The sequence below is a fragment of the Paenibacillus sp. FSL H8-0259 genome (genome assembly GCF_037963255.1).
GTDB classification, from domain to species: domain Bacteria; phylum Bacillota; class Bacilli; order Paenibacillales; family Paenibacillaceae; genus Paenibacillus_AQ; species Paenibacillus_AQ phytohabitans.
Genome location: NZ_CP150147.1, coordinates 40216 through 64257, shown reverse-complemented (window position 1 = coordinate 64257; position 24042 = coordinate 40216). Strand labels below are relative to the sequence as shown.

Sequence of the window (24042 nt, the reverse complement as noted above, 5' to 3'; positions counted from 1 at the left end):
ACCTGTTTCAACGAAAGAGTAGCGCATGCTACCGGACTTGTAGCATGCGCTCTAGGGAAGTTCTGGCTTTGTCGGCGACAGCGGGCGGTACATAAATCTGCGGCTTCATCGTCTCCAGGCATTTTACCAGTTTCTTTAAATTGTTAACCTTCATATTGGGACAAACCAGGAATTTGGTGGCAAAATGGAATTCTTTATCCGGACTGTCCAAACGCAGCTGATATCCGGTTCCATCCTCAGTTCCCACGATAAACTGCCGGCGGTCCGATTTCCGGCAATACTCTATAATCGAGGTTGTGCTGCCCACATAATCACCCATGGCCACCACTTCAGGACGGCATTCCGGATGTACCACAAATTCCGCTTCAGGATATTTGGCTCTCATCTCCACTACATCCTTGACGGTAAGCATATCATGAGTATTACAGTAGCCTTCCCATATAATCAGCTTCTTGCCGGTCTTATCCTGAACATATTGGCCCAGGTTCTTATCGGGTACCCAGATAATTTCTTCCGCATCAAGCGATTCAATCACCTTCACCGCATTGGCAGAGGTACAGCAAATATCAGTTTCCGCTTTGATCTCAGCGGAGGAGTTGATATAGGTTACTACTTTGGCATTAGGATGCTGCGCCTTCAGCTTCCGGAGTCCGTCCACGTTGACCATATCCGCCATAGGACAGCCGGCGCGTTCGTCAGGAATTATAACAGTTTTGTTCGGCGCAAGAATCTTGGCGCTTTCCCCCATAAAGTGAACCCCGCAGAATACAATCACATCTGCCTCTGTCTCCGCAGCCTTCTGAGCCAGTAAAAAAGAGTCTCCACGGAAATCCGCTACTTCCTGAATTTCATCACGCTGATAATAATGAGCCAGAATTATTGCATTCCGTTCTTTCTTAAGCTGTTCGAGGCGCACACGAAGTTCACGATTCTGTTCCTGCTTGCGCTCAAGCGCCAGAGCTTCCACGGTCATTCTCCCCCTTATGTCTTCATGGCATATAGCCAGTGCATTCTATTAAGTTAATTTATTTAATATTTAATCACTAATGTACACAACGTTCCACCCCCTGTCAATGCGGGCAAGCCGGGTGTAGCTCTATGTCCTGATGTACCTATAGACAGAAAAATCCGGAGAACCTCAGGTTCTCCGGATAAAATTTCGATGTTTTATTCAGCGATTAAACCAGACTTCCGCCGCCTTTGTTGCCATCATCCGAACCGTTTCCTTCTTCAGGATCCGGTTTATTCGGAATATCCTTAGACAGATCGCCAAGGAATGGCGGTTCTTCGTCGGATTTGCCTTGAATGCGTACACGTACGTCACCGATAGAATCAATTACTGGCTCGCCCGCTTCATGCGTTACTGCCTCTGTTTCTTCCGGTTTGCCATCCTCCGTCAGGTAGCCTTGCTCAATCAATTCTGTGATCTGATCAAGTTCCAGCGTTTCCTTCTCCAGAAGGGTGTTCGCAATCAGGTGCATTTCTTTGGAATGCTTGGTCAGCAGCTCTCTGCAGCGCTCATAGCTGCTGCGGATAAGGTTCTGCATTTCCTGGTCAATCTCGTAAGCAATGGAGTCACTGTAGTTCTGCTCATGTCCGATATCACGGCCAAGGAAGACTTGGCCTTGGGATGTGCCGAACTGCAATGGCCCAAGCTTATCGCTCATTCCATATTCCATAATCATCGCACGCACAATGCGCGTAGCCTGCTGGAAGTCACTATAAGCGCCTGTGCCAATTTCGCCAATGAATAATTCTTCAGCAACACGTCCGCCAAGCAATCCGGTAACCTTATCCAAGAGTTCCTGCTTGGTAACGATCATCCGGTCTTCCTTAGGAAGCATAATGACATATCCGCCTGCGCGGCCGCGCGGGATAATGGTAACCTTATGCACCACATCGGCATGCTCGAGGAAGTAGCCGGCAATGGTATGGCCTGCTTCGTGGTAAGCTACAATCCGTTTCTCGCGGTCACTGATTACGCGGCTGCGTTTCTCTGTGCCGACAATTACACGGTCAATCGCTTCATCCACTTCACGCATGGTAATGTCCTTACGGTTGCGGCGTGCAGCAAGCAGTGCCGCTTCGTTAAGCAGGTTCTCCAGATCCGCACCGGTAAATCCGGTTGTACGCTTGGCAATTACGTCAAGCCGAACATCCTTGGTAAGCGGTTTGTTGCGGGAGTGAACCTTCAGTACAGCTTCACGGCCCTTCACGTCTGGACGGTCAACCGTAATCTGACGGTCAAACCGGCCTGGACGGAGCAATGCCGGATCCAGTATGTCGGCGCGGTTGGTAGCCGCGACAATGATAATGCCTTCGTTGCCGCCAAAGCCGTCCATTTCAACGAGCAATTGGTTAAGGGTCTGTTCGCGTTCGTCATGTCCGCCGCCAAGTCCTGCGCCGCGCTGACGTCCCACAGCATCGATTTCGTCGATAAAGATGATACAAGGAGCATTCTTCTTCGCATTCTCGAACAAATCACGTACCCGGGATGCGCCGACACCGACGAACATTTCCACAAAGTCGGAACCGGAGATGCTGAAGAATGGAACACCGGCTTCACCTGCTACCGCACGGGCCAGCAAGGTTTTACCTGTTCCCGGAGGTCCCACAAGGAGTACCCCTTTAGGAATACGTGCACCTACAGCTGCGAATTTACGCGGATCCTTGAGGAATTCCACGACCTCCACAAGCTCTTGCTTCTCTTCATCAGCTCCTGCAACATCCTCGAAGCTGATTTTCTTCTTCTCTTCATTATATAACCGGGCTTTGCTCTTGCCGAAATTCATGACCTTGCCGCCGCCGCCCTGTGCATTGTTAAACAGGAAGAAGAACAGGATGAACATGATAACTAATGGAATGATGGAAGAAAGGAATGTCAGCCAGATGCTGTCGCCTTCCATTTTCTTCTGAGTCAGCTCCACGCCATTAACTTCGCTGGCAGCTATAAGTTCATCAAGGGCCCGATCTGTAGGAGGAACATAAGTGGAGAAATTCTTCGATTTAGTCTCAGGTGGCAATTCTTTGTATTCGCCTGTAACCAAAAATGCGTTACCCTCAAACTGAACCGTCAGGCTCTTCACATTGTTGTCCTTGATCTCCTGTCTTAACTCATCATATCTAGGGAAATCGGCGGATTCATTTCCATTGCTTACAAACTGGACAATGCCCACCACGACTAAAAATAAAATCAAATAAAAACCAGAATTCCGGATGAACCGATTCATCCCCTACCTCCTCTCACAACGCTCAAGTTATTGTACCATAGCCTGACCAGACTCCTCAAATTGTCAGGAAATCCAGAAAAGTGATCCTTGAATCTAAGGCTGTCGATTGGTTCATTTGGAATAAATTTCAGGCTTCAGTACACCTACGTATGGGAGGTTCCGATACAGTTCGGCATAGTCGAGTCCATAGCCTACCAGGAAAGCATCAGGAATCACAAAGCCGGTATATTCGGCTTCAAGATTAACTGCACGGCCTGAAGGTTTATCGAACAGGGTGACTACGTTGACGGAAGCAGCATTCCGGCCCTGCAGCATCTCAATCAGATAGCTGAGGGTAAGACCACTGTCGATAATGTCCTCGACAATCAGAACATCGCGGCCTTCAACCGATGTGTCCAGATCCTTGATGATTTTGACTACACCGGATGATTTGGTCGTACCGCCGTAGCTGGATACTGCCATGAAGTCCATCTCAACGGGTACTGTAATCACTTTAACCAGATCCGCCATAAAGATAAACGCACCTTTGAGTACACAGATGACTAAAGGTGTGCGGCCTGCATATTCCTTGCTCAGCTGGGCGCCAAGCTCCCTGATTCTTTGTTGGATTTCTTCTTCGCTGATCAAGATTTCTTGAATATCATTCTGCAACTTGCGAACCTCCTAAGTTATACTATGAAAGACTTACTTCGACCATTACGTTTCTTCGCCCTGTTCCATGTCTTCCATGGACAGGAGAAGCACCGAGGCCGTGTGCCGCCCTACTGCGGCATGCATCGAGCGCCTTACGCCCGGAATCCAGACGATATTGCCCAAACCATCACAAACGAGGGGAATCGCAGAGCGTTCGGAAGAAGGTATTTTATCATCAATGTAAATATCTTTTACCTTTTTGCTTCCGTTTAATCCCATAACCCTTATGGTATCTCCAGGCAATCGGGAACGGATGGTGAGTGGTAAGACGAGCTCATCGCCGTCAAACCAAGCCGACATCTTCCCAGAGTCCTCCTCCTGTGCAAAAAAATCTTCTCTCTCCAGCACCTTCATCGTCATAACTTTTCCTATCTCCTTCAGGTTGATCCGGGGATGAGGCAAAGACAGAGGGTATGTATAGCTCACCTGCCGAAGCAAGGGCTTGGACGAGAACAAAAGGGTGTCATATTGCCGCATACAGACGAAACCCCCGCCCAAATCCAAAGTCCATACGGTGGGGTACTCCTGCAGCGTTCCCCGGCGCACAGCTTCAATCTTGGGGAAATCCATCGCAGATGAATCCGCTGACAGATAATTTAATATTAGTTTAATCAAACGCCGTTGTAAAGCGGAGGGTAGGGCCGCAAATGAAGCTCTCTTCAAGGTGTATTTTCCATGCTCGATAAAAACAAGCTCTTCGAAGCATTTTGCCGCATTCGCCTCCATATATTCATCTTCCGCACCGGCAATTTCAGACAGCTGCAGCAGTGATTGTCTCACTCTCGGATTATGCTGTTCGAGCAGGGGCAATACTTCCAGCCTTACCGCGTTCCGCTTATACTTCATAAGCAGATTGCTGGCATCCTCCGCGTAAGCAAACCCCTCTTCCCGGCATAAGCCGACAAGAGCTGTTTTGTTAATACGCAGGAAGGGGCGGATGAGTTCCACCTTTTTTTCAGTCCGTTTCCAGCGCATGCCTGCAAGCCCCGAAGGACCACTCCCCCGCAGCAGCCGCATCAGCACGGTCTCGGCCTGATCATCGGCATGATGGGCCAGTGCGACAGAACGTGCATGGTAACGGTGCGCGGTTTCAATCAGAAATTGATAGCGTTTCTCCCTTGCCGCTCCTTCGGGACCCAGTCCTATTTCCTTGACCATGGATGGAATATCAAACTCCGCGAGCTCAAAGGGGATTCCCAGCTCAGCAGCCAACTTCCTGACAAACTCCGCCTCTTCCGCTGATTCGGCTCTGAAGCCATGATTCACATGGGCACAGACCAGAGTTAATGGCATCCGGTTTACGGCTATCTCGTGCAAAATACGCAAAAGAGCCACAGAGTCCGGCCCTCCGGAAACTGCGACTACAATGGTGTCATGGGGCTGCCACAGTTCATGCTCAGCCGCAGCTTCCAGTACGGATTCCACCAGTTCTTTCATTTGTTCCATATGCGGCATCCTTTCTTGCAGATCACTTGCCTGTCTTGCTCCGGAATTCCAGTACCCTGGTATTATGTATAATTTCAAAAACGGAATACCCAGTAGATCGTAAAGGCCAGCAGAAATAAAGACAGCGCAAACGCATTTTTGAGCCAGCGGGGAGTTGCCATCGTATCCTTTCCCGTCTTCCGTGCTCTGTATATCTGACTTCTCCAAATCTCCGCAGCTTGTGCGGATCCGGGAAAACCGCCTTTGAGCGCCAGACACAGCCATGAGGCCAGCTTCTTGTCAGGCAGATTTCTGGCCAGCTTCAGCAGTTCATCCACACTCCGGGTCTGCGGCAGCTGCTGGGCTGCCGACTTCAGACCTTCTTCATTAAGCAGGCGCAGGCACAGTACGGCAAAAGCAAACAGATCATAGTTCTCGTCTCCCGTCCGGCTGCCGGCGTTCCAGAATCCGCGGTCATGCCATTCGGTAAACTGCTTCACGCTGCGTCCCAGGGGACTCGCGCCACCGTAGTCAATCAGCTCGGCTTCCCCGTAACTGGATACCATGACATTCTCCGGCTTAAGGTCTCCGAACACAAAGCCGCACTCATGCAGGGTCTGCAGCTTCTCCAGAAGCTTCATGCCGACAAGCCCCAGCCAGGACGCCCCGTTCCTGGACAAAAAATGATGCAGCGGTCTGCCCTCCACATAACGCATCACGTAGAAAGGAGTATGGTCCCTATCCTTGAAATCATCCGATTCCAGCAGGTAAGAGGACAACGGTGACTCCTTGCGCGCCCGGTGCTCACTGCGTTTACGGCAGGATTGCAGAGAGGTCAGTACATTGATCTCTGACTGCAGCTCCAGCGTATCGTATCCGATTTTGAGCGCATACCGCTCCCGCCGGCCTTCCCGCTGCACAAGATATACGGTTCCGTTTGCCCCTTTCCCCAGCATCCGCTCCACAACATAACGGTTCCCCCGCCATTTGCCGGTAATTACAGTGCCTGCCGGAAAGGGTGGATTAGACGACATACCCACCAATCATCCCTTCTCTTGCCTCGTCATCCCCATTCACAAGATAGTCACGAGGTTCATCCAGTTTATCATAACGGTAATGTTCGAGCACCTTGAAAATAGCCGGTCCTGTCGGAGTAGCCCCCCGCATCTTCAGCCTGGAGAACAGTGAGCGGACTTCCGATACATTCCGCGTCCAGTCCATATCCAGCACGGCATCTTCACTGCTGGAGTGTCCGGGGAAATGGAACACGGCAAGCTCGCTCCGCCCTTCCCGTGCCTCCAGACTGAGAGCCAAATCACGGATGGCATCCTCCACGGCACCCAGCTTGGGCTTCATGCTCGCACTTGCATCAATTAATAGGGCAATACGCAGCGGAGAAGTCTCAGTCAGCTCATCGACAACCGTAACCACCTGCGACCGCTGCTGCGGAGGCAGTTCTTCAAGGGAACCCTCGCCGAGAATTTTTTTTACCTCTTTATTAACCGCCCGCTGGATCGTCTGAACCACGGTCTTGCGGGTCATCATCTGAATGGTCTGCGCCAGCTGCGACGTTGAGGCGATCCGGCTGAGTCCGCCTCCCGCTTTGGCAATATCAGCGATCTCCCGGCTTCCGAGTTCACCGATCGTTCCATAGTCCACGACACCTACGACATTGACCGTAATGCCTTCCTGCCGGGCATGCGCTGCCGCAAGTACCGGACTTTCCCCCACATTCGAACAACCGTCAGTAATGAGCAGAATCTGCTTCATGACCGTTCACTCCCCTTTGCCTTGTATCTAGTTCTAGCATATCCAAGGTAGAGAGATTTCAAACGCCGCTTAGCGGGAAAAACTTGAATCGAATAGCTTCATGAAATAAGGGTCACTGCGAGAAAGTTTTGGGCCTCCGATCGCTGTTGTCCTCTGATTTCCTGATTTGAGTACCGCAGTTTGCGGTTGAAATCAGAGGACTGCATATGCTTCCGAAGCGATCTTTCCTGCGGAAAGCTTTCAGGCGAATGCTGCCGCTTCTGCGGCTCCAAAATTCCTCTCCGTTCCTTAACCTCACGATAAGACCAACAATCTGAAGCTATCGCCGCTGAGTCAGCGGCGGTTGAAACGGGACGGGGCAGAAACGGGCGAGTGGATGGAATGCACCCGCCCGTTAACACAAGATTGAGACCACAGGCCTCGGCCAGCGGAATATATGGAAGCTCCGGTGGTGCTTAACTTGGCTAACCACTTAGCTGGTGGTGAAATATGGTGATTGCTGCAGCTGAATTGATAAGTTTCCTGCAGATAACTATTAAGCGCCCCACTATCGCTCCTCCAGTCTGTGTCTTAAAATCCTGCACCAAATACAACATTTCCCTCACAAAATCATCCCTAAGCGGATATTGTTGTACGAAATGCAGGATTTCTCAGTTTCCAAGCCATTTAGCGGAGCAATTGTTGTAATTCATACAACAATCCTCCCAAACAACCGGGTAACGCCGAATCAAAGCTGTACTACGTACAACAATTTCATGCCTGAACCGAGACGGACCAGGACTGCCAGTGGTTCTTGAATCCCATGGCAGCGTGACGGACAGAAAATAGAGGGAACTTAAGAATCCCACTTACTGCATGAACGAAACCCTTACTCTGCAGGGGGGCGTTTTATCGGCTGGCCACAATTTTAAGTTCTGCCTCTATAGATAATAATGAAAGAACAATGTCAGCTGAATGATAGGTTACCTAACTAACTGTACGCGGTCTCTCCATCCGGCCCACGCCCGGCATATGCAGGCTGGACCACTCCGGATGGAAATGATCGACACGGCTGACGACAATCGTCATATCATCATGGATTTCATTGCCCTGGTAACGGATTACCTTATCCAGCAGGCTGTCGGCCATATCCTGAGGATCATCGCCTTCCAGCTCCTGGATCAGGCGTTTCATCCATATCTCTTTATTAACGGCATATCCGGGCGCATCATAAATACCATCGGTCATCATAATGAGAATATCCCCGGGACGCAGCTGCATGGTGACCAGGTCCACTTCGATATCTTTAATAATTCCAATCGGCAGATTGCTGGCTGTCACCGGAATAACCTCGCTGCCCCGCCGGATAAAGCTTGGTGCTGACGCTATCTTCATGAAGATGGTCTGCGCCGAATATTGATCGATCAGCGCCATATCCACGGTCGCATAAAATTCATCCGGGGAACGCAGCAGCAGAATCGAATTGACGGACTTGACCGCCAGCTTCTCATCCATCCCGGATTGCAGCAGCTTCTCCAGCATGGATAGCGCAGCGCTGCTCTCCATCCGGGCCCGCTCGCCGTTGCCCATTCCATCGCTGATCGACACAGCAAAGGTGCCATTTCCGAGCTCCACCGTACTGAAGCTGTCGCCGGACATTATGTCTCCTCCTTTGGCAGCCCCGGCTACGCCGGTATTGATTTCATAAGCTTTGGCCGAACCAAAAGTCACCATGGATAAGCCTTCGCGCGGGTGCACCGCTGTTTCACTTACCACCGCAATATTCTCCTCCAGGATATCGGAGAGCAGCGGGGCAATCATTTTGCGGCATTCGTCAAAGCCCCGGGTATAAGCATGCACTACTTCAATCTCTACCCGGCCGGGATCAAGGCTTAGAATTTCTATAGTGTGAATTGACAAGCCCAGCTTCTCCAGTGCCTCACGAATCTGTCCCTCCTGGCGGTACATCGCCTGGCCCTCCCGCTTGATCTCCTTCGCCAGATCCTCCATAACCTGAGAGACCCCTGATAATTGCTCGGCAACAAATTGGCGGCTGTCGTATATTTGCCGCTTCCAGCGCATATCATGCTGATAGAGTTCATATTGGCCCTTCATTACTTCCAGTACTTCGCCCGTCTTGCCGCAGATCCGGTTCCATTCCGGAGGCAGCTGGGCCGCTGTAATGTCGGGGCATTCCTCCACAGTAGTCATCATATCGGTCATATATCTGTATGTCTGATAGAACTTGGCATCCCAGCAGTGGGTACGCCGGATGCAGCCGGCGCAGGCCCCTTCCGTTACCGTTTTCATAAAATCCTCCATTTCACGGTCGCTTTTACCGGCTTCCGTGGCCCGGGGAATTTGACCAAAGCTGCTGGAGAGCTGACGGAATACCTGAGAGAACTGGGTAACCCGGTCTGCTGTAATATCCCGCACTCTGCGGGCATATTCATGTTGAGAGCGGCTATGATCAGCAGTCCCCGGTACATATTTGGCAATGGCAGAAATAATGCCTTTAGGTGTCAGAAGAAACAACACTACGGCCGCGCAGGTCTCCCAGGTGGAATTCATCACATCGCCCGGTCCCATGAAATATACCGACAATATGGTTGAACCCAGCAGCATCCCGATTGAGACGGCCCCTTTGCGTCCGGACTGCATCATTCCCGCCAGCATGCCGGAGAAGGCCAGCAGACTCATCTGATAAATGGCACTTACATCAGCCAGACTGAGAATCAGTCCGGTGACGACACCGACGGCTGCCCCGAGCGGGGCTCCACCGGCAAGGGCAAAGAGCAGAATGAGGAAGCGCGATAAAATATGCTCCAGAGAAAGGCCGTTTACCGTCCACCCGACCAGGCCTGTCATCACGGAGGCCAGCAGAATAATCAGGCAGAGGACCTCTTCATTGCGAAGCGCCCTGCTTTTTTGCTTATAAGTGAACACCGGAAGCGCCTGCAGGAATACGAGCGTCAGCACAAACCCAAGCAAGGCATCAATCGTTGCCATCATCAGCGGATACCAGGCCAGCGTCGGCCCGATCACCACCCGGAACAGTCCCACCATAAAAGAAGCCACGAATACCATCAGCGGCGCATAGGACAGATCCACCCGCTGGAAGTTCTCCATTCCTTTATAAATTAGATAAAAGATAATCAGCTCTGCGGCAACCACTATAGCACCGGGAAACGGGGTAAAGAGACTTCCGAGCAGAATAGCCGCAGCCACAGGCAGCGTAGAGTCCCTGCGCATAAATACAATGACGGCGAAATAAGCGGCAGCAAAGGGAGTCAGCTCGTCCAAAATCATGGCACGGCCCAGTAAAAAGCCCATCAGACTCAGCAGCATTGCCCACTTCTTGACCGCGATGAACTGGAGGACCGGCTGTTTCATACTCCACGCCTTCAGACGTGTACTCCAAGCTTCCTTCTGAATCTTGTCTTTGCTTCCTGCTCTTGTCCACTCCGGCAAATTCACCACATTGCTTTTACTCATTCCCCTGCACCACCCGTATAAGAATTTATGGTTCTCATTATATAGCGGGGGTCTTATGAAAGTTTGTCAGAAACAGAGAGCAGGCTGTAAAAATATTCCGACAAAAAAGCCTCTGCCGACATTTTATGGAAAAACCTTTCTAACCCTTACGGAGCAAAAGGTTAGCCCTTGCCGGGGCTGACCATGACGGCGGACGTTGCCGGTGCCCGCGCATACATTCGTCAGCGATTGCCCTAGAGTTATGTGAGAATGGCTTGGATGCTGTCGGCAATTTGTTTGTGGCCGACAAAAAACAGCCCGGCTGCGAATCCTACACTGAAGTTAATGCAGAGCTTACTGCGACCAGCGGGCAAATGCCAGGAATTGAACAATTACCAGGACAAACAAAAAAACCGCGAAGGGCATGAAGCCCCAGCGGTTATTTATGATGTGCAAGACTCAGATTATACGCGCTTGGCTCCACGGCCGCCGCGCTTTCCTTCTGTGTTCTTCTTGATCGAAGATATCCGTTCTTCGCTGTCTTTCAGGAAGCGTGACATTTTATCCTCGAATGAAGGTTTACCGGCTGCAGGCTTGAATGGACGCCCACCCCGTTCACGATTGAATCCACCACCGCCGCCTCCGCCACTGCCGCCACCACCGCCGAAACGGTCTCCACCGCTTGGACGTTCTGGTCTTGGAGCTCTGGGGGGACGTACTTCTGACGCCGGCTTATCAACGGCCTGCTTAATGGAAAGTCCGATCTTGCCGTCCTTGTCAACATTGATCACCTTGACGGTTACTACATCCGCAATCTTCAAATGATCGTTAACATCCTTGACGTAGTTATCGGCGATCTCCGAGATGTGAACGAGACCTGTGACACCTCCTGACAGATCCACAAATGCTCCGAAATGCGTGATGCCTGTCACCTTGCCCTCTAACTTGGTGCCCACTTCAATTGCCATAGAATAAAATGATCCTCCCTTAAAAATATACAGACGAATATTAAGTTCATCCTGTCTGCGGTGATTTGATTATACAGTAAAGAACAAAGCAAGGCAACAGAGCGAAAGCCCCTTTTAGCCTGCTTTTATTACTCAGATTGCTCTGTGCGGATAGGTGATTCACCTTCTGGATACATATTATACCATTTACGCGCTAATTGTCCGATATACTCATCATCATTCAGCCGCGAGACTTCATATTTCAGTTGGTTAAGCGAAGCTGTGACACTTTCATTGCTCTGCTGCTTCTTCGCAAGCTGTTCAGTCTTGTCGGCAATAGCTGAACTCTGGGCAAAGAAAGTAAACCCGGCCCAGCCGAAGAATACCGCTACTACAAAAATCCATATAAACTTTCTTCTCTTCGCGCCTGCGGCCGAAGCCTTATTGTTATTATTCTTCTCTTCCGCAGAGAATCTGTTCATACAGCGTACCCCCAGTTCAAGATCAGCGTTTCCGCCATTCCGATATCCATTTAGTGATCCTCGCCATCCTGGCACTGTGATAGAACCGGGCAAGATACGGAGAGACCCACCTTACAGGAAGTACCCAGATTGGCTTGGTTAGACGCAGCAGCAGCTTCAAAATATAGAGCAGGATCCGGCCGAGCAGCAGCAGCGTTCCCTTCACAAGGCGCCACAGCCAGAGAAGCGGCCATCCGATCACGATCTCAATACATCTCCATAGCATCCTGCACGTATACTGAACCGACTGAATTAACATTAACACAAAACGCCGTACCGTAACACTGAAGATCAAAAAATAGATCCATACACCTAGAAAGAGTCCGAGAAAGACATAAAACCTCAATTGTCCCTGATTTCCGGCATAAAGCATGCGAAAGACGAACAGGGCAGCCGCTATCCAGTACAGCAGATCCAGCAGCGCATTCAGCCATTTGGGAAAGCTCAGCTTCAGCGACAGCACCCGGTAGCTGTCATAGGCCAGTCCCATGGCTGTGCCGGCCAGTACCATGTAGAACAGGGTGATCCATTGGACCGCGGGATTCATTTGAACAGCTTACGGAGAATCCCTTTATTTTTGCCCTGCGTACCGGGATCCAGATAAATCAGGGAATGAACATTGCCTTCAAGTGACAACAATCCATTCTCCAGACTTAAATTTTTGATATGTAAATGACTTCCCCGAATGGTGAGATGGCCGAGTTCCGTACGCAGCAGAAACTCCTCGCTGTCAAAGCTCTCTACATTCTGCACGCCCGTAAGTTCGACCTGTTTACGGCTGTGCATGTGCAGATCATGTTGTTTATTGACTTTGGCTGGCTCGATCATAGCATGTACCCCTCCTTCTTGGTTCTAATCTATGACGGAAGGACAGGGTATAGAACATGAAGGCGTGCCATGCATCGTAAAAAAGCGCAACTTCACATAGAGTAAAGTTACGCTTTCGGTTACTGCCTTTGAATATCTGCCTTACCAGTCGAGTCCGGTGCTTTTGGCCACAGGCTCTTCACGGAGCAGGGTATACATTCCGGCGGCCTCGTCCTTGCGGGTGGTCTCCACCAGCTTTTCGACTTTGACCGTCACAAGCTTTTGACCGAACTGCACGGTAATCTCGTCACCGATCTTCACAGTGCTGCTCGGTTTGGATTCCCGTCCATTGATCAGTACCCGGCCCTGTTCGGACACATCCTTGGCCACGGTGCGGCGCTTGATCAGACGGGAAACTTTCAGGAACTTGTCCAGACGCATTAGTTAACGGCTTCTTTAAGCTTGTTACCTGCCTTGAAGGCCGGTACAGTCGATTCAGGGATTTCAATAGGTGTGCCCGATTGCGGGTTACGGCCCGTACGGCCGGAACGTTTGCGGGTTTCAAAAGTACCGAATCCGATCAGCTGCACTTTATCTCCGCTTGCCAGAGCTTCTGTAATTTCGCCCAGAACCCCGTTGAGTACTGCTTCTACATCTTTTTTGGCCAATCCGCTTTTTTCGGAAATGTTGTTTACCAGATCTGTCTTGTTCATAATTTGAAGTTCCTCCTAGGATACAAAAAATAAATGAAAATCAGTTTGCTGGCAGAAGTTGCCGCAAAACGTCATTTCGTCTTTATGATATTCTTGATTCTACCCTCAATTCCTGCCATGATCCGCCGTTTTTTTTAAAAATGTAACATCTGGCGGGAGAACCGGGGCTTATAGCACTATAACATTATAAACCTCTCTTTGCATTTCAAATCAGAGATTTAAGGTCCTGTTCACAGCATTACCGTTTCTCCGGCACTGTATACCCTACTGGCTCCGCTCTTCCGTCTTGGCTTCCTGCCAGAGGGCTTCCATCTCTTCGAGACTACTGTCTTGAACACTAGTACCTCTATCAAGCAGTCGCTGCTCAATGTACTGGAACCGGGAGATAAACTTGCGGTTTGTGCGGGTCAGCGCTTCTTCCGGATCGGCATCGATGAAGCGGGCTACATTGGTTGCCGCGAACAGCAGATCACCAAGCTCCAGCATTTGCTCCTCGGCAGACAGCCCCGTTTCAATCGCTTCCTGCAGTTCGTCGACCTCTTCACGGATTTTGGCCAGGACATCCCCGGTATTATCCCAATCGAATCCCACCTTGGAGGCCTTCTTCTGCAGCTTGTAAGCCTTCATCAGTGCAGGCAGGTCACGGGGAACCCCGCTGAGCGCGGATAACGCTTCAGGCTTCACGCCTTTGCGCCGCTTCTCTTCGGCCTTCATGCCATCCCAGTTCTGCAGCGCCTCCTCGGCATTGCCGGCAACCTGGTCACCGAATACATGCGGATGGCGGAAGATCAGCTTATCATTCAGCCCCTCTATTACATCATAGACGCTAAATGTGCCGAGCTCCTCTTCCATCTGAGCATGAAGCATAATCTGGAGCAGCAGGTCGCCCAGCTCTTCCTTCATATGGTCCGGGTCATCCTCGTCAATCGTTTCCAGCACCTCATAAGTCTCTTCGATCAGGTTCTTGCGCAGAGACTCATGCGTCTGCTCACGGTCCCAGGGGCAGCCTTCGGGACTCCGCAAAATATCGACAATTTCATGCAGCCGGGCAAACGTACGCTTTCGCGCATCCTCTGCACGGTTGATCGGAACGTACACCAGCGAGAGGTTGCCGTATCCGTCCAGCCGGTCCAGCTCATACAGCGGCACACGCAGAATCTGCTCCTCGCCCTCTACACCGAGAGCATGTCCGACAATTACTTCATACTCCGGCGGATACAGCTCCATCAGGCAGAGCTTGGTTTCTGATGCAGTGAAGCTGTCATAGACCTGTCCGATCAGCGTGTGCAGCTCCGGATGGAGCTGGGAGCTGCGGATGCCCGAAGCATCCAGCAGCTGGAATCCTTCAATCGGATCAAAGCCCAGACGGACGAACGCCTCATCGAGGAAGCTCTCGCCGCCAAGGATATTCAGCTCAATGCCGGCCTCCGGGCAGCGCTGGCGCAGCAGGGATACAGCGGATTCAGCAACCATGGGATGTCCCGGCACGGCATAGACGATTTCTGTGCCTTGCGGAGCCGCCGCTGCCTTCTCAATCAGGGTGGCCGTAATGGCTTCGTAGACCTCAGGGAAGGAGGATAACGATTCATACAGCCCGTCGAAAGACTCCGAAGAAATCTCAAGCTCAGCCAGTGCAGCCATAGCGGGATGCTCTGCGGTCCGCACGTAAATGGCGGATGCCGCCTTGAGCTTCTTGATAATGCCCAGTGTCAGCCGGTCCGGATTGCCGGAGCCAAGACCGACTACCGTTAGTATTGCGCTCATGCCTGTCTACTCCTTTCAGGGCATCTGCCTGCTGCTCGTGCAGCCGGTGGCCCTATGTAAATTATTAGTAAGCCTTAAGGGAACAGGCGCAGCTTCTTCAGCTTGTCCGCCAGCCGGGGGCCGAAGCCCGGAAGCTGGCGCAGTTCGTTCTCGCTGAGCAGCCGCAGCGCCACTGCGCCGAGTCCGAAGACGGCGCAGCCTGCGAGCACGCCGAGCAGGCTCTGCGCCAGCGCAGCGGTCCGCCCGCCGCCGAAGCCGGCCGCGTCCGCCGCTCTGCCCGCGGCGAGGCTCACGGCCGCGGCAACCAGCCCCAGGCCCGCGAGCAGCGCGGCGGGCTTCAGCAGGGCATCTGCGAAGCGCAGCCGCAGATAGCCCTGGCGGTGCAGCAGCAGCACGTTCAGCGCTGCTGCGAAGAGATGTGCGGCCACGCCGGCGATGGCCGCACCGGTAATGCCCTGCTGCGGGACCAGCAGCAGGTTCAGGGCCGCCTTAAGCGCAGCGGCGGCCAGAAGGTGCAGCGCCGGCGCACGCACGGCGCCAAGGCCCTGCAGCAGCGCGGCGGAGATGATGCTGACCGTGCCGCCGGCGGCGGTGAAGGCCAGCCAGGTCATCGCACTGCTGCCGGCAGCGTCCCCATACAGAGCCGTGTTAACCGGCTCTGCAAGGACGGCCAGGCCTACGGATGCGGCCAGCCCCAGGAGCCAGAACCAGCGCAGCGACAACGTGATGCGCGTGCGGATAAGGTCCTCGTTCCGCTGGAATTTCGCTTCTGCCAGAGCCGGAATGAATACTACCGACAATGAGGTGGCCAGCATGGTTACGATCTGGACGAGCGGCAGTCCGCGGTTATAGATGCCGAACTGGGCCATAGCGGCCGTCTCACTGCTGCCGCTTCCCGTCAGCAGACGGGGAACCGTGAACACATCCACCAGGCCGATCAGCGGCATAGCCAGAGCGCCCAGCATCACCGGCAGTCCGTAAGCCAGCAGCTTACGGGCATTCGCGCCGCGTTCCGGGCGGACTTCAGCTGCGGCTAGCTTCCCTCTGGACGGAACCTGAAGCATAGCGGCCTGCAGCCCGCGGCGGCGGTAAGTGCGCCAATAGAGGAGCATAACGGCCAAACCTGCCAATCCCCCGCCAGCAGGACCGAGCAATGCGCCGGCGGCAATACCCGCCGCATCGGCACCGGCCGCTGTCAGATAGAGCAGCAGTGCGATCATGACTGCCACACGCACCGACTGCTCTACGACCTGTGACACAGCGGTCGGCATCATATTATGCAGCCCCTGGAAGTAACCGCGCAGAGCAGCCATCAGCGGTACTACTGCCAGTCCCCAGGCGCTGCTGCGCAGAGCAGGGGTAATATGGGAGTTGCCGACCCACACAGCAATAACCGGAGCTCCGGTATAGACCAGAACCCCGAGAATCAGCCCGGAGACTGCTGTAATGCCCGCTGACAGGCGCAGCACCCGCCGTCCTTCCTGATCATCCTGCGCAGCAGATGTCTCTGCTACGAACCGTGAGATAGCTGCAGGCAACCCCAGCATGGCCACCGTGACCAGAATCGTATATAGCGGATAGACCGTATTGTAGATACCGAATGCTGCGTCACCACCCAGGTTCTGCAGCGGAATCTTCTGCAGGGTGCCGATCAGTTTCGAGAAAATAGCTGCCGCGCTAAGAATAAATGCACCTTGCAGCAGCTTAGAGCCCTGTGTGTCTGATTTCATGATATACCTGCTTCTACAGCGTGACTGCCATATTATTGAACGTGAACTTAAGCATGTTACAAGAAAGTCCCCATTCTTAAGTTCATCATATTAGAATGAATTTCTATATTATAGCTTAAGTATGCCTGTAAGTGGAAATGGCTTCACTGATACAACAAAACCCCGCCATTTCCTGTGGATTCATACCCAGAGGATAAGCGGGGTTCTATAGGCCAATCTCTTACTGCTCCATTTGCTTGCCCAGGAAGGCTGCGGCTGTTTCAGCCATCTTCACTTCCATCTGCGCCATTTTTACCGTGTCATCCTTATTCAGCAGTACTACACAGCCGATTGGATCTCCGCCGGAGATAATGGGTGCTGCCACATAGCTGGATAGCAACTCCGTGTGGTCTTTGCTGATGTCGTAGCTGCCCCCATTAGTCTCAAGCACCGTTTTACGGCTTTCCATTACCTTCTCCAGCAGCACGCCAACCTGCTTCTCTAAATAATCCTTCTTGGAGCCGCCGGCGAGTGCGATGAAGGTGTCCCGGTCCGTAATCATGGTAATATGCCCTGTTCCCTCAAACAGTGACTCCGCGTATTCTTTAGCGAAATCACCCAGCTCGCCAATCGGAGAATATTTTTTCAATATAACTTCACCATCACGGTCGACGAAGATTTCCAGAGGGTCTCCTTCCCGAATCCGCAAGGTGCGTCTAATCTCTTTAGGGATAACAACTCGTCCGAGGTCATCAATACGGCGTACAATTCCAGTAGCTTTCATTTCACATGTTGCCCCGCTTTCTTAAGAAGTATGGTCCAACTACTGTCCATTATGGGAATGGTTAATCCCAGTGATTTATCGTAATATCTGACCATAGTATTCATCTCTTCCCAGTTCCTTATACATTCAAGCCGCCTGTTTAAAATAGTTCATGCAAAATCACAAACACAACAGGCGCATCATTCCAGTTATGTTCTTAAATTCACCATTCTATACCTGCTCCAGTCTGTTCAAAAAAGCCGCCTGATGCTTGGCGCATCAGACGGCTTGTCCACCTTTAAAATTATTTGGCTGCTTCTGTAGCGGCCGGAGCTGCTGTGGCATCAGCCGGGGCTGGAGTAGCTGCTGTTCCCGGTTCATCGGCTGCGGCGGTGCTTTTCGGCAGGTTGATCTCAATCTTCAGGCTATCCAGATCCTTTTCGAGGAACGACTCCAGGCTGGCGGAAGCTGCTGAGCTCTTAACGGTCTCCAGCTGCTCTGCCGTCAGCTTGTCGAAGGTTGTCTCCTTGCGGGCTTCAACTTTAATGACGTGATATCCGTAGCTGCTCTTCACCGGATCACTAATTGTATTAAGCGGCAGCGTCTGGGCTGCGGCTTTGAACTCTTCTACGTATTTGGACAGAAGCGTATCCTTATATAAGCCCCCGGTATCCTTCGTACTGGTATCGTCCGAATATTCCTTGGCAACGGCCGCAAAGTCTGCACCGCCGTCCAGCTTCGCTTTGGCTTCATTGGCACGCTTCAGCGCATCTGCATCCGTACGCTCCTTGCCGTCACCATCCGTCAAGCCAACCAGCACATGACGCAGTGTAGCTACGGTGAAGTCAGCTTTAATCGCTTCGTACTCTGTCTTCACCTGCTCGTCCGTTACTTTGAGCAGCATGTCCTGATAAACGGTAAGCACCCGCTGCATATAAGAACGCAGGTCCGATTCGCTAAGATCCTGCTCCTTCAGAGAGCTTTTATAGGAGTCGCCCAGACTACTCTTGATCGTCTCAATCTGTGTATCGACTTCTTTCTCTGCTGCCTTCTTCGCCTCATCCGTTGCCTGGCCGGCCAGATACTCAAACGCGACCTCCTGCTTCAGGATAGACTCCTTGAACATATCAATCTCCAGATACTGCGCCTGCTGCGGAGACAGGAATTTCATTACGCGGGTATCCAGATCAAATTCCTTCGCAGTAATCGTTCCGCCATTATAAGTTGCCACGGCTGTATCATCGCTGCTGTCGTTGCTGCAGGCAGCAAGCATTGAGAAGGAAACTGCTGCAACCAGTGAGACCAGCAGCACTTTCCATGGTTTTTTATTTAACGACATTGTGTAATTCTCCCTTCGATTTTAAAGACTGTTTGGCTGCCGCGAGGAATTGCTCCAGCAGATCAAGCAGCTCTTTGTCGCCCAAGTCTTTGGACTTGATGCGGATCGTTGCTTTCGCATCCTTATCAAATTGTACACGTCTTTCGAAGCTATTTCCAACTTTGGCGAGCTTCGCCGTATCAAACGCGCCGATACTTCCTTCATGGAAATTGAGTGAGACCTCATCGCCCCGCCGGACCATGGATTCCATACCGTACAGCTTGCCGTATACCTTCAGCCGGGCCACAGAGAGCAGATTGATGACGGCCTCCGGCAATTCGCCGAACCGGTCAAGCAGCTCATCCTCAAGCTCCGAAGCATCCTCAAAAGTAGCCACCGCAGCGACTTTTTTATAGATTTCAATTTTTTGGATACTGTCGTAAATATACTCGGATGGAAGGTACGCGTCAATCGACAAATCAATCACGGTATTGCCCTGTTTCAGCGAAGTATCCTCTTCACCAAGCACGCTGACTTTACGCTTGCGGATTTCCTCCGCCAGCATCTGCGAATACAGATCGAAACCAACAGAAGCGATGAATCCGTGCTGCTCCGCACCGAGCAGATTACCTGCTCCGCGGATGGAGAGATCGCGCATGGCAATTTTGAAGCCTGAACCAAGCTCCGTGAATTCCTTGATCGACTGCAGGCGTTTCTCAGCCACTTCTGTCAGTACTTTATCCCGCTGGTACGTGAAGTAAGCATAAGCTATCCGGTTAGAACGGCCCACACGGCCGCGCAGCTGATAGAGCTGGGAAAGTCCCATTTTGTCGGCATCATGCACAATCAGCGTATTGACGTTTGGAATATCCACGCCAGTCTCTATAATACTTGTGCTGACGAGCACATCGTATTCTCCATCGAGGAAGTCGAGAATGGTCTTCTCCAGCTCCGACTCCGACATCTGCCCATGGCCGATGCCTACTCTTGCCTCCGGCACCAGCATGGAGATTTGTGCAGCCATTTCCTGAATCCCCTGGACGCGGTTATAGAGGTAATAGACCTGGCCGCCACGGGCAAGCTCCCGCTCTACCGCTTCACGGGTCAGGGTCTGGCTATGTTCCACAACATACGTCTGTACGGGAAAGCGGTTCTCTGGTGGCGTCTCAATAACTGACAAGTCCCGGACACCCAGCATCGACATATGCAGAGTGCGGGGAATCGGCGTTGCCGTCAGGGTCAGCACATCGACATTGGTCTTCAGCTTCTTCAGCTTCTCTTTGTGGGTCACGCCGAAACGCTGCTCTTCATCGACAATCAGAAGACCCAGATCTTTGAACACCAGATCCTGCGACAGCAGACGGTGTGTGCCTATAACCACATCCACGGTACCCTGTCTTACTCCCTTAATGGTGTCATTCTGCTCCTTGCGGCTGCGGAAACGGCTCAGCACCTGAATGTTCAGCGGATAGTTGGCGAAGCGCTCACGGAAGGTTTCATAGTGCTGCTGCGCCAGAATCGTCGTTGGCACGAGTACTGCCACCTGCTTGCCCTCAATCGCTGATTTAAAAGCAGCCCGGATCGCCACTTCAGTCTTGCCGTAGCCCACATCTCCGCAGAGCAGGCGGTCCATCGGACGGTTCTGCTCCATATCCTTCTTGATCTCTTCGATCGCGCGAAGCTGGTCACGGGTCTCCTCATACGGGAACATCTCTTCGAATTCACGCTGTTCCTGCGTATCCTTCTCGAAGCCATAACCGAGCGCGCTCTGGCGTTCGGCGTAGAGCTTGATCAGATCATCGGCGATATCCTGGACCGAGCTCCGTACTTTGCTGGTAACCCTCGTCCACTCGTTGCCGCCAAGCTTATATACCTTCGGCTCCTTGTCTTCTGAACCGACATACTTCTGAATGAGATCGATCTGTTCAATCGGAACCGAGAGCTTGTCGCCGCCCGCATAGAGAATATGCATATAGTCGCGGTGAATCCCGCTGACCTCGAGCGTGCCGATGCCCATGTACTTGCCGATCCCGTGGTTCTGGTGAACCACATAATCGCCAATCTTCAGCTCCGTATAACTCTTGATCCGTTCGGCATTGTCAATTCCCTTGGAGACCTTCCGCGCCTTGCGCTGCTTCTGCGAGAACATCTCACCTTCAGTGATGACAGCCAAATGAATGGAAGGCAGCTCAAAACCGGAGCCCAGGTTGCCCTGAAGGATGGTCGGCGCTTCAATCCCGTAGTCGTCCAGCACCCGGCGGACACGCTCCATCCGCTCCTCGCCATTGGCCAGCATAATAACCTTCACGCCGGACTTATGCCAGCGTTCCATCTCGGATTTCAGCACATTCATCTGCCCATGGAAATCCTGCATTCCCCGGCTGATGAAGCCGAGGATATTCTGCGGCTGAATATGCGGAACCTGACGCAGGAAAATCGACATGAACAAGCTCTGGAACGGGCGGTGATACATAATCACATCGCTCTCGACAGAAAGATGCAGGTCAGGCAGCGTTTTGCCGTTCTGCAGCAGATGCAGGTTCCATTCTGACTCATCGCGCTCCAGCTGCTTGGCAGTTTCCAGCAATCGGGCCGGTTCATCCAGCACAAGCAACGTATCCTGTGCCATGTAATCATACAGATGAGAGCGTTCAGGATATAAGAGACTGATATATTTATAGATTTCCGGAAAATAAGTGCCTTCGCGCAGCATTTCCAGCTCCCGGCCCATTTCCTCACGCAGACGCAGCTTGGCCTGACGGTCGCTCATTTTCTCGAGCTGCCGCTCCAGCAGCGCTGACGCAGCTGTAGAGGCCGCATCCTGGCGCAGCTGATCGGCGATAATCTCCTTGGCCGGAGTAATCTTCACACTGCGGACCTTATCAATAGACCGCTGGTCTATGGGATCAAAAGTACGAATGGAATCTACTTCATCATCAAACAGCTCCACCCGGTAAGCCAGTGGAGAAGTCATAGGATAGAAATCAATAATACCGCCGCGCACGCTGAGTTCACCGCGGTTCTCCACCCGCTCGACACGCTCATAGCCCATTTCAATCATGGACATGAGGAATTCATCCAGCGAAAGGGTACCGTCCTGCGAAACGGTCAGCTGGGCTCCGGCCATCACATGAGGGGCGGGGAGCAGCCGCCGGACGCCGGAGTACGGAACAACTACAACTCCACGGAAGCCCTTGGCACATTTCGTAAGCACATCAATACGCTGAGCGAGTGTCTCGGGGCTCGAGACTGCAGCTTCAGCAGCTACCAGCTCATTAGCCGGATACAGCAGCACACGGTCCGGAGAAAGCGCTTCCTGCAAATCCTCGGCCATCTTCTGGGCCGAGAACATATTATGAGTGACTACCAGCAGCGGACGCTCCGTCTCTTCATGCAGCGCAGCCAGCATAATTTGTCTGGCCGAGCCGGATAAGCCGGAGATAAGCTGCTCCTTCATACCTGCAGCGATACCGCTGGTGACGGACTGAAAATCGGGATCCTTCGAAAAAGCTTCTATAAGACCTTGTAACAACAGGTGCACCTCTCTTACTAAACAGGCTGACAGCAGCATTGCCGCTGCCACCTATTATAATTAGAATCGAAAACAAGCCTCAGCGGATAAGGCCAAGGCTTGCGGATGACGATAGAGACAGGCGCTTCCACCTACTGAAGCGGACTGGCCAGCAGGCTGAGTTCCGGATTGTTATCCAGGGCCTGCTTGCAGTAACCGCAGGTAACCTTCACCGTAATCTCACCTTCTGAATCATACGCTATTATATCTCTGCGTTCCGCAGGGGTCAAGGAATGTAGGCCCAGCTGCATCTCTGTGATATCACTTCTGCCGATGCTTCCTAAGAATGTCCGGCAGTGCCTGCATACATAGTTTATTGCCATCTATATGCCTCCTGAAGGTAGTATATACCTCCAGTATGCCCCGCCCCGGATAGCTTTAGCCTTAAATTACTGCACCCTATACCTTGTAATCAGCCATTGAACTTGGCCATGGTCTGCTCAAATGTATGCTGCAGGCCAAATTCCACTGCATCACAAGTATCCATAATCATCGTTTCCAGCTTGGGTCCATCTTTCTTGGAGAACGTAGACAGCACATAATCGACAATTGCAAATCCCGGCTCAGGACGTGAGATCCCCATCCGCACCCGGTTGAAGCTCTGGGTGCCTGTGTGCTGGATGATCGACTTGATTCCGTTATGTCCGCCGGCACTGCCTTGATAGCGCAGCCGGATTTTGCCCAGCTCCGTATCCAGATCATCATAGACAACAATCATATCTTCCAGCTGGACCTTGTAATAATCCATATAAGCGCGGACCGCCTCACCGGACAGGTTCATGAAAGTCATCGGTTTAATCAGTACGGTCTTAACTCCGCCAATGACACCTTCGCCGATCACCGCTTTGCATTTATTCTGGTTAAAGGCAATTCCGTGTCTGGACGCAAGCTCATCCAGCGCCATGAAGCCAACATTATGCTTGGTCTTCGCGTATTGCGTTCCGGGATTTCCAAGTCCAACAATCCATTTCATAACTAAGGTCTATCCTTTCCGCCCGGTACTCCCAGCAGAAGAGTTCCGTTTTTGGTACAATAAGTTTATACTCCGAAGACAGGTGATGAACAATGCCACATCAGGGCGATATTTTAACATTACCGCGCCATTTCCAGTACCATATTCAATATGCTGTGCCTGTTGAAGTATTTAGGGGTAGCGCTCATGTAGACATCGGTGTGATTACAGCGGTGGATGAAGGCTTTGTGGAGCTCCAGGGGACGCTATACAACCGCAGCCTGTTCACCTTCATCTCCCGCCCGGGATACTGAAACGTACCAGCCGCTCCGTTTCCCGCATCACGCCGACAAGGGTTACATCTTCCGCTTCACGGAGGTGTAACCCTTTTTCTAATATAAGCAGC

At 52.1% G+C, this 24042-nt stretch carries 21 protein-coding genes; 1 reads left to right on the top strand and 20 read right to left on the bottom strand.

All coding sequences use genetic code 11. The features are described from left to right. Nucleotides 1-28: 28 nt before the first annotated feature. The 20 genes from nadA to pth form a co-directional block, all read right to left on the bottom strand. Nucleotides 29-967, bottom strand: coding sequence for a quinolinate synthase NadA (gene nadA, locus NSU01_RS00295; protein WP_039309543.1), 939 nt, complete (start codon nt 965-967; stop codon nt 29-31). Nucleotides 968-1178: 211 nt separating this feature from the next. After that, nucleotides 1179-3230, bottom strand: a complete 2052-nt coding sequence (ftsH, locus tag NSU01_RS00290) for an ATP-dependent zinc metalloprotease FtsH (protein ID WP_076248555.1) — start codon at nt 3228-3230, stop codon at nt 1179-1181. A 111-nt stretch (nt 3231-3341) separates the two neighbouring features. Further along, nucleotides 3342-3881, bottom strand: coding sequence for a hypoxanthine phosphoribosyltransferase (gene hpt, locus NSU01_RS00285; RefSeq protein ID WP_039309523.1), 540 nt, complete (start codon nt 3879-3881; stop codon nt 3342-3344). 45 nt (nt 3882-3926) lie between these two features. Continuing rightward, nucleotides 3927-5369 (bottom strand): tRNA lysidine(34) synthetase TilS, encoded by a 1443-nt coding sequence (gene tilS, locus NSU01_RS00280; RefSeq protein WP_076248553.1) that lies wholly within the window; start codon nt 5367-5369, stop codon nt 3927-3929. Between the two features lie 74 nt (nt 5370-5443). Next, nucleotides 5444-6382 carry a serine/threonine protein kinase gene (locus NSU01_RS00275; protein ID WP_042132693.1) on the bottom strand — a complete coding sequence of 313 codons (939 nt, stop codon included), beginning with the start codon at nt 6380-6382 and terminating at the stop codon, nt 5444-5446. Next, a complete protein-coding gene (locus NSU01_RS00270) occupies nt 6372-7118 on the bottom strand; it encodes a hypothetical protein (RefSeq protein WP_076248551.1) in 747 nt (248 codons plus the stop codon). Before NSU01_RS00270 ends, NSU01_RS00275 begins: the two co-directional genes overlap by 11 nt. A 966-nt stretch (nt 7119-8084) precedes the next feature. Next, complete coding sequence (gene spoIIE / locus NSU01_RS00265; protein ID WP_042132691.1) at nt 8085-10592, bottom strand: stage II sporulation protein E; 2508 nt, start codon at nt 10590-10592, stop codon at nt 8085-8087. 443 nt (nt 10593-11035) lie between these two features. Further along, on the bottom strand, nt 11036-11539 hold the full coding sequence (locus NSU01_RS00260) for a S1 domain-containing RNA-binding protein (RefSeq protein ID WP_042132690.1): 504 nt from the start codon (nt 11537-11539) through the stop codon (nt 11036-11038). A 128-nt stretch (nt 11540-11667) separates the two neighbouring features. Further along, nucleotides 11668-12000, bottom strand: coding sequence for a septum formation initiator family protein (locus tag NSU01_RS00255; protein ID WP_039309513.1), 333 nt, complete (start codon nt 11998-12000; stop codon nt 11668-11670). Between the two features lie 22 nt (nt 12001-12022). After that, nucleotides 12023-12586, bottom strand: a complete 564-nt coding sequence (gene yabQ / locus NSU01_RS00250) for a spore cortex biosynthesis protein YabQ (RefSeq protein WP_042132689.1) — start codon at nt 12584-12586, stop codon at nt 12023-12025. After that, entirely contained in the window at nt 12583-12867 is a 285-nt protein-coding gene (gene yabP / locus NSU01_RS00245; protein ID WP_039309510.1) for a sporulation protein YabP, read from the bottom strand. The genes yabQ and yabP overlap by 4 nt, the downstream gene beginning before the upstream one ends. Before the next feature lie 141 nt (nt 12868-13008). After that, on the bottom strand, nt 13009-13287 hold the full coding sequence (locus NSU01_RS00240; protein WP_036723951.1) for an RNA-binding S4 domain-containing protein: 279 nt from the start codon (nt 13285-13287) through the stop codon (nt 13009-13011). Continuing rightward, nucleotides 13287-13559 carry an HU family DNA-binding protein gene (locus NSU01_RS00235; RefSeq protein ID WP_039309509.1) on the bottom strand — a complete coding sequence of 91 codons (273 nt, stop codon included), beginning with the start codon at nt 13557-13559 and terminating at the stop codon, nt 13287-13289. The genes NSU01_RS00240 and NSU01_RS00235 overlap by 1 nt, the downstream gene beginning before the upstream one ends. 264 nt (nt 13560-13823) lie before the next feature. After that, nucleotides 13824-15323 carry a nucleoside triphosphate pyrophosphohydrolase gene (mazG, locus tag NSU01_RS00230; protein ID WP_076248549.1) on the bottom strand — a complete coding sequence of 500 codons (1500 nt, stop codon included), beginning with the start codon at nt 15321-15323 and terminating at the stop codon, nt 13824-13826. 74 nt (nt 15324-15397) lie between these two features. Further along, nucleotides 15398-17053, bottom strand: a complete 1656-nt coding sequence (locus NSU01_RS00225; RefSeq protein WP_076248547.1) for a polysaccharide biosynthesis protein — start codon at nt 17051-17053, stop codon at nt 15398-15400. 220 nt (nt 17054-17273) lie between these two features. Next, nucleotides 17274-17816: a stage V sporulation protein T gene (spoVT, locus tag NSU01_RS00220; RefSeq protein WP_039305786.1), complete on the bottom strand. Its 543-nt coding sequence runs from the start codon at nt 17814-17816 to the stop codon at nt 17274-17276. Between the two features lie 283 nt (nt 17817-18099). After that, nucleotides 18100-19134 (bottom strand): peptidylprolyl isomerase, encoded by a 1035-nt coding sequence (locus NSU01_RS00215; RefSeq protein ID WP_042132686.1) that lies wholly within the window; start codon nt 19132-19134, stop codon nt 18100-18102. Beyond that, complete coding sequence (gene mfd, locus NSU01_RS00210; protein ID WP_042140608.1) at nt 19121-22645, bottom strand: transcription-repair coupling factor; 3525 nt, start codon at nt 22643-22645, stop codon at nt 19121-19123. Before mfd ends, NSU01_RS00215 begins: the two co-directional genes overlap by 14 nt. Nucleotides 22646-22776: 131 nt before the next feature. Continuing rightward, nucleotides 22777-23007, bottom strand: coding sequence for an anti-sigma-F factor Fin family protein (locus tag NSU01_RS00205; RefSeq protein ID WP_039305780.1), 231 nt, complete (start codon nt 23005-23007; stop codon nt 22777-22779). 89 nt (nt 23008-23096) lie between these two features. Continuing rightward, nucleotides 23097-23657, bottom strand: a complete 561-nt coding sequence (pth, locus tag NSU01_RS00200) for an aminoacyl-tRNA hydrolase (protein WP_042132685.1) — start codon at nt 23655-23657, stop codon at nt 23097-23099. Between the two features lie 92 nt (nt 23658-23749). Between pth and NSU01_RS00195 the strand changes: the two genes are divergently transcribed. Then, entirely contained in the window at nt 23750-23950 is a 201-nt protein-coding gene (locus NSU01_RS00195; protein ID WP_039305774.1) for a hypothetical protein, read from the top strand. The last annotated feature ends 92 nt before the right edge of the window (nt 23951-24042 follow it).

What these genes read in the sequence shown, in the direction of transcription:
- ftsH (WP_076248555.1), bottom strand. Translation starts at nt 3,230, where the DNA reads ATGAATCGGTTCATCCGGAATTCTGGTTTTTATTTGATTTTATTTTTA.
- tilS (WP_076248553.1), bottom strand. Translation starts at nt 5,369, where the DNA reads ATGGAACAAATGAAAGAACTGGTGGAATCCGTACTGGAAGCTGCGGCT.
- NSU01_RS00275 (WP_042132693.1), bottom strand. Translation starts at nt 6,382, where the DNA reads ATGTCGTCTAATCCACCCTTTCCGGCAGGCACTGTAATTACCGGCAAA.
- NSU01_RS00270 (WP_076248551.1), bottom strand. Translation starts at nt 7,118, where the DNA reads ATGAAGCAGATTCTGCTCATTACTGACGGTTGTTCGAATGTGGGGGAA.
- spoIIE (WP_042132691.1), bottom strand. Translation starts at nt 10,592, where the DNA reads ATGAGTAAAAGCAATGTGGTGAATTTGCCGGAGTGGACAAGAGCAGGA.
- NSU01_RS00260 (WP_042132690.1), bottom strand. Translation starts at nt 11,539, where the DNA reads ATGGCAATTGAAGTGGGCACCAAGTTAGAGGGCAAGGTGACAGGCATC.
- NSU01_RS00255 (WP_039309513.1), bottom strand. Translation starts at nt 12,000, where the DNA reads ATGAACAGATTCTCTGCGGAAGAGAAGAATAATAACAATAAGGCTTCG.
- yabQ (WP_042132689.1), bottom strand. Translation starts at nt 12,586, where the DNA reads ATGAATCCCGCGGTCCAATGGATCACCCTGTTCTACATGGTACTGGCC.
- yabP (WP_039309510.1), bottom strand. Translation starts at nt 12,867, where the DNA reads ATGATCGAGCCAGCCAAAGTCAATAAACAACATGATCTGCACATGCAC.
- NSU01_RS00240 (WP_036723951.1), bottom strand. Translation starts at nt 13,287, where the DNA reads ATGCGTCTGGACAAGTTCCTGAAAGTTTCCCGTCTGATCAAGCGCCGC.
- NSU01_RS00235 (WP_039309509.1), bottom strand. Translation starts at nt 13,559, where the DNA reads ATGAACAAGACAGATCTGGTAAACAACATTTCCGAAAAAAGCGGATTG.
- mazG (WP_076248549.1), bottom strand. Translation starts at nt 15,323, where the DNA reads ATGAGCGCAATACTAACGGTAGTCGGTCTTGGCTCCGGCAATCCGGAC.
- NSU01_RS00225 (WP_076248547.1), bottom strand. Translation starts at nt 17,053, where the DNA reads ATGAAATCAGACACACAGGGCTCTAAGCTGCTGCAAGGTGCATTTATT.
- spoVT (WP_039305786.1), bottom strand. Translation starts at nt 17,816, where the DNA reads ATGAAAGCTACTGGAATTGTACGCCGTATTGATGACCTCGGACGAGTT.
- NSU01_RS00215 (WP_042132686.1), bottom strand. Translation starts at nt 19,134, where the DNA reads ATGTCGTTAAATAAAAAACCATGGAAAGTGCTGCTGGTCTCACTGGTT.
- NSU01_RS00205 (WP_039305780.1), bottom strand. Translation starts at nt 23,007, where the DNA reads ATGGCAATAAACTATGTATGCAGGCACTGCCGGACATTCTTAGGAAGC.
- pth (WP_042132685.1), bottom strand. Translation starts at nt 23,657, where the DNA reads ATGAAATGGATTGTTGGACTTGGAAATCCCGGAACGCAATACGCGAAG.
- NSU01_RS00195 (WP_039305774.1), top strand. Translation starts at nt 23,750, where the DNA reads ATGCCACATCAGGGCGATATTTTAACATTACCGCGCCATTTCCAGTAC.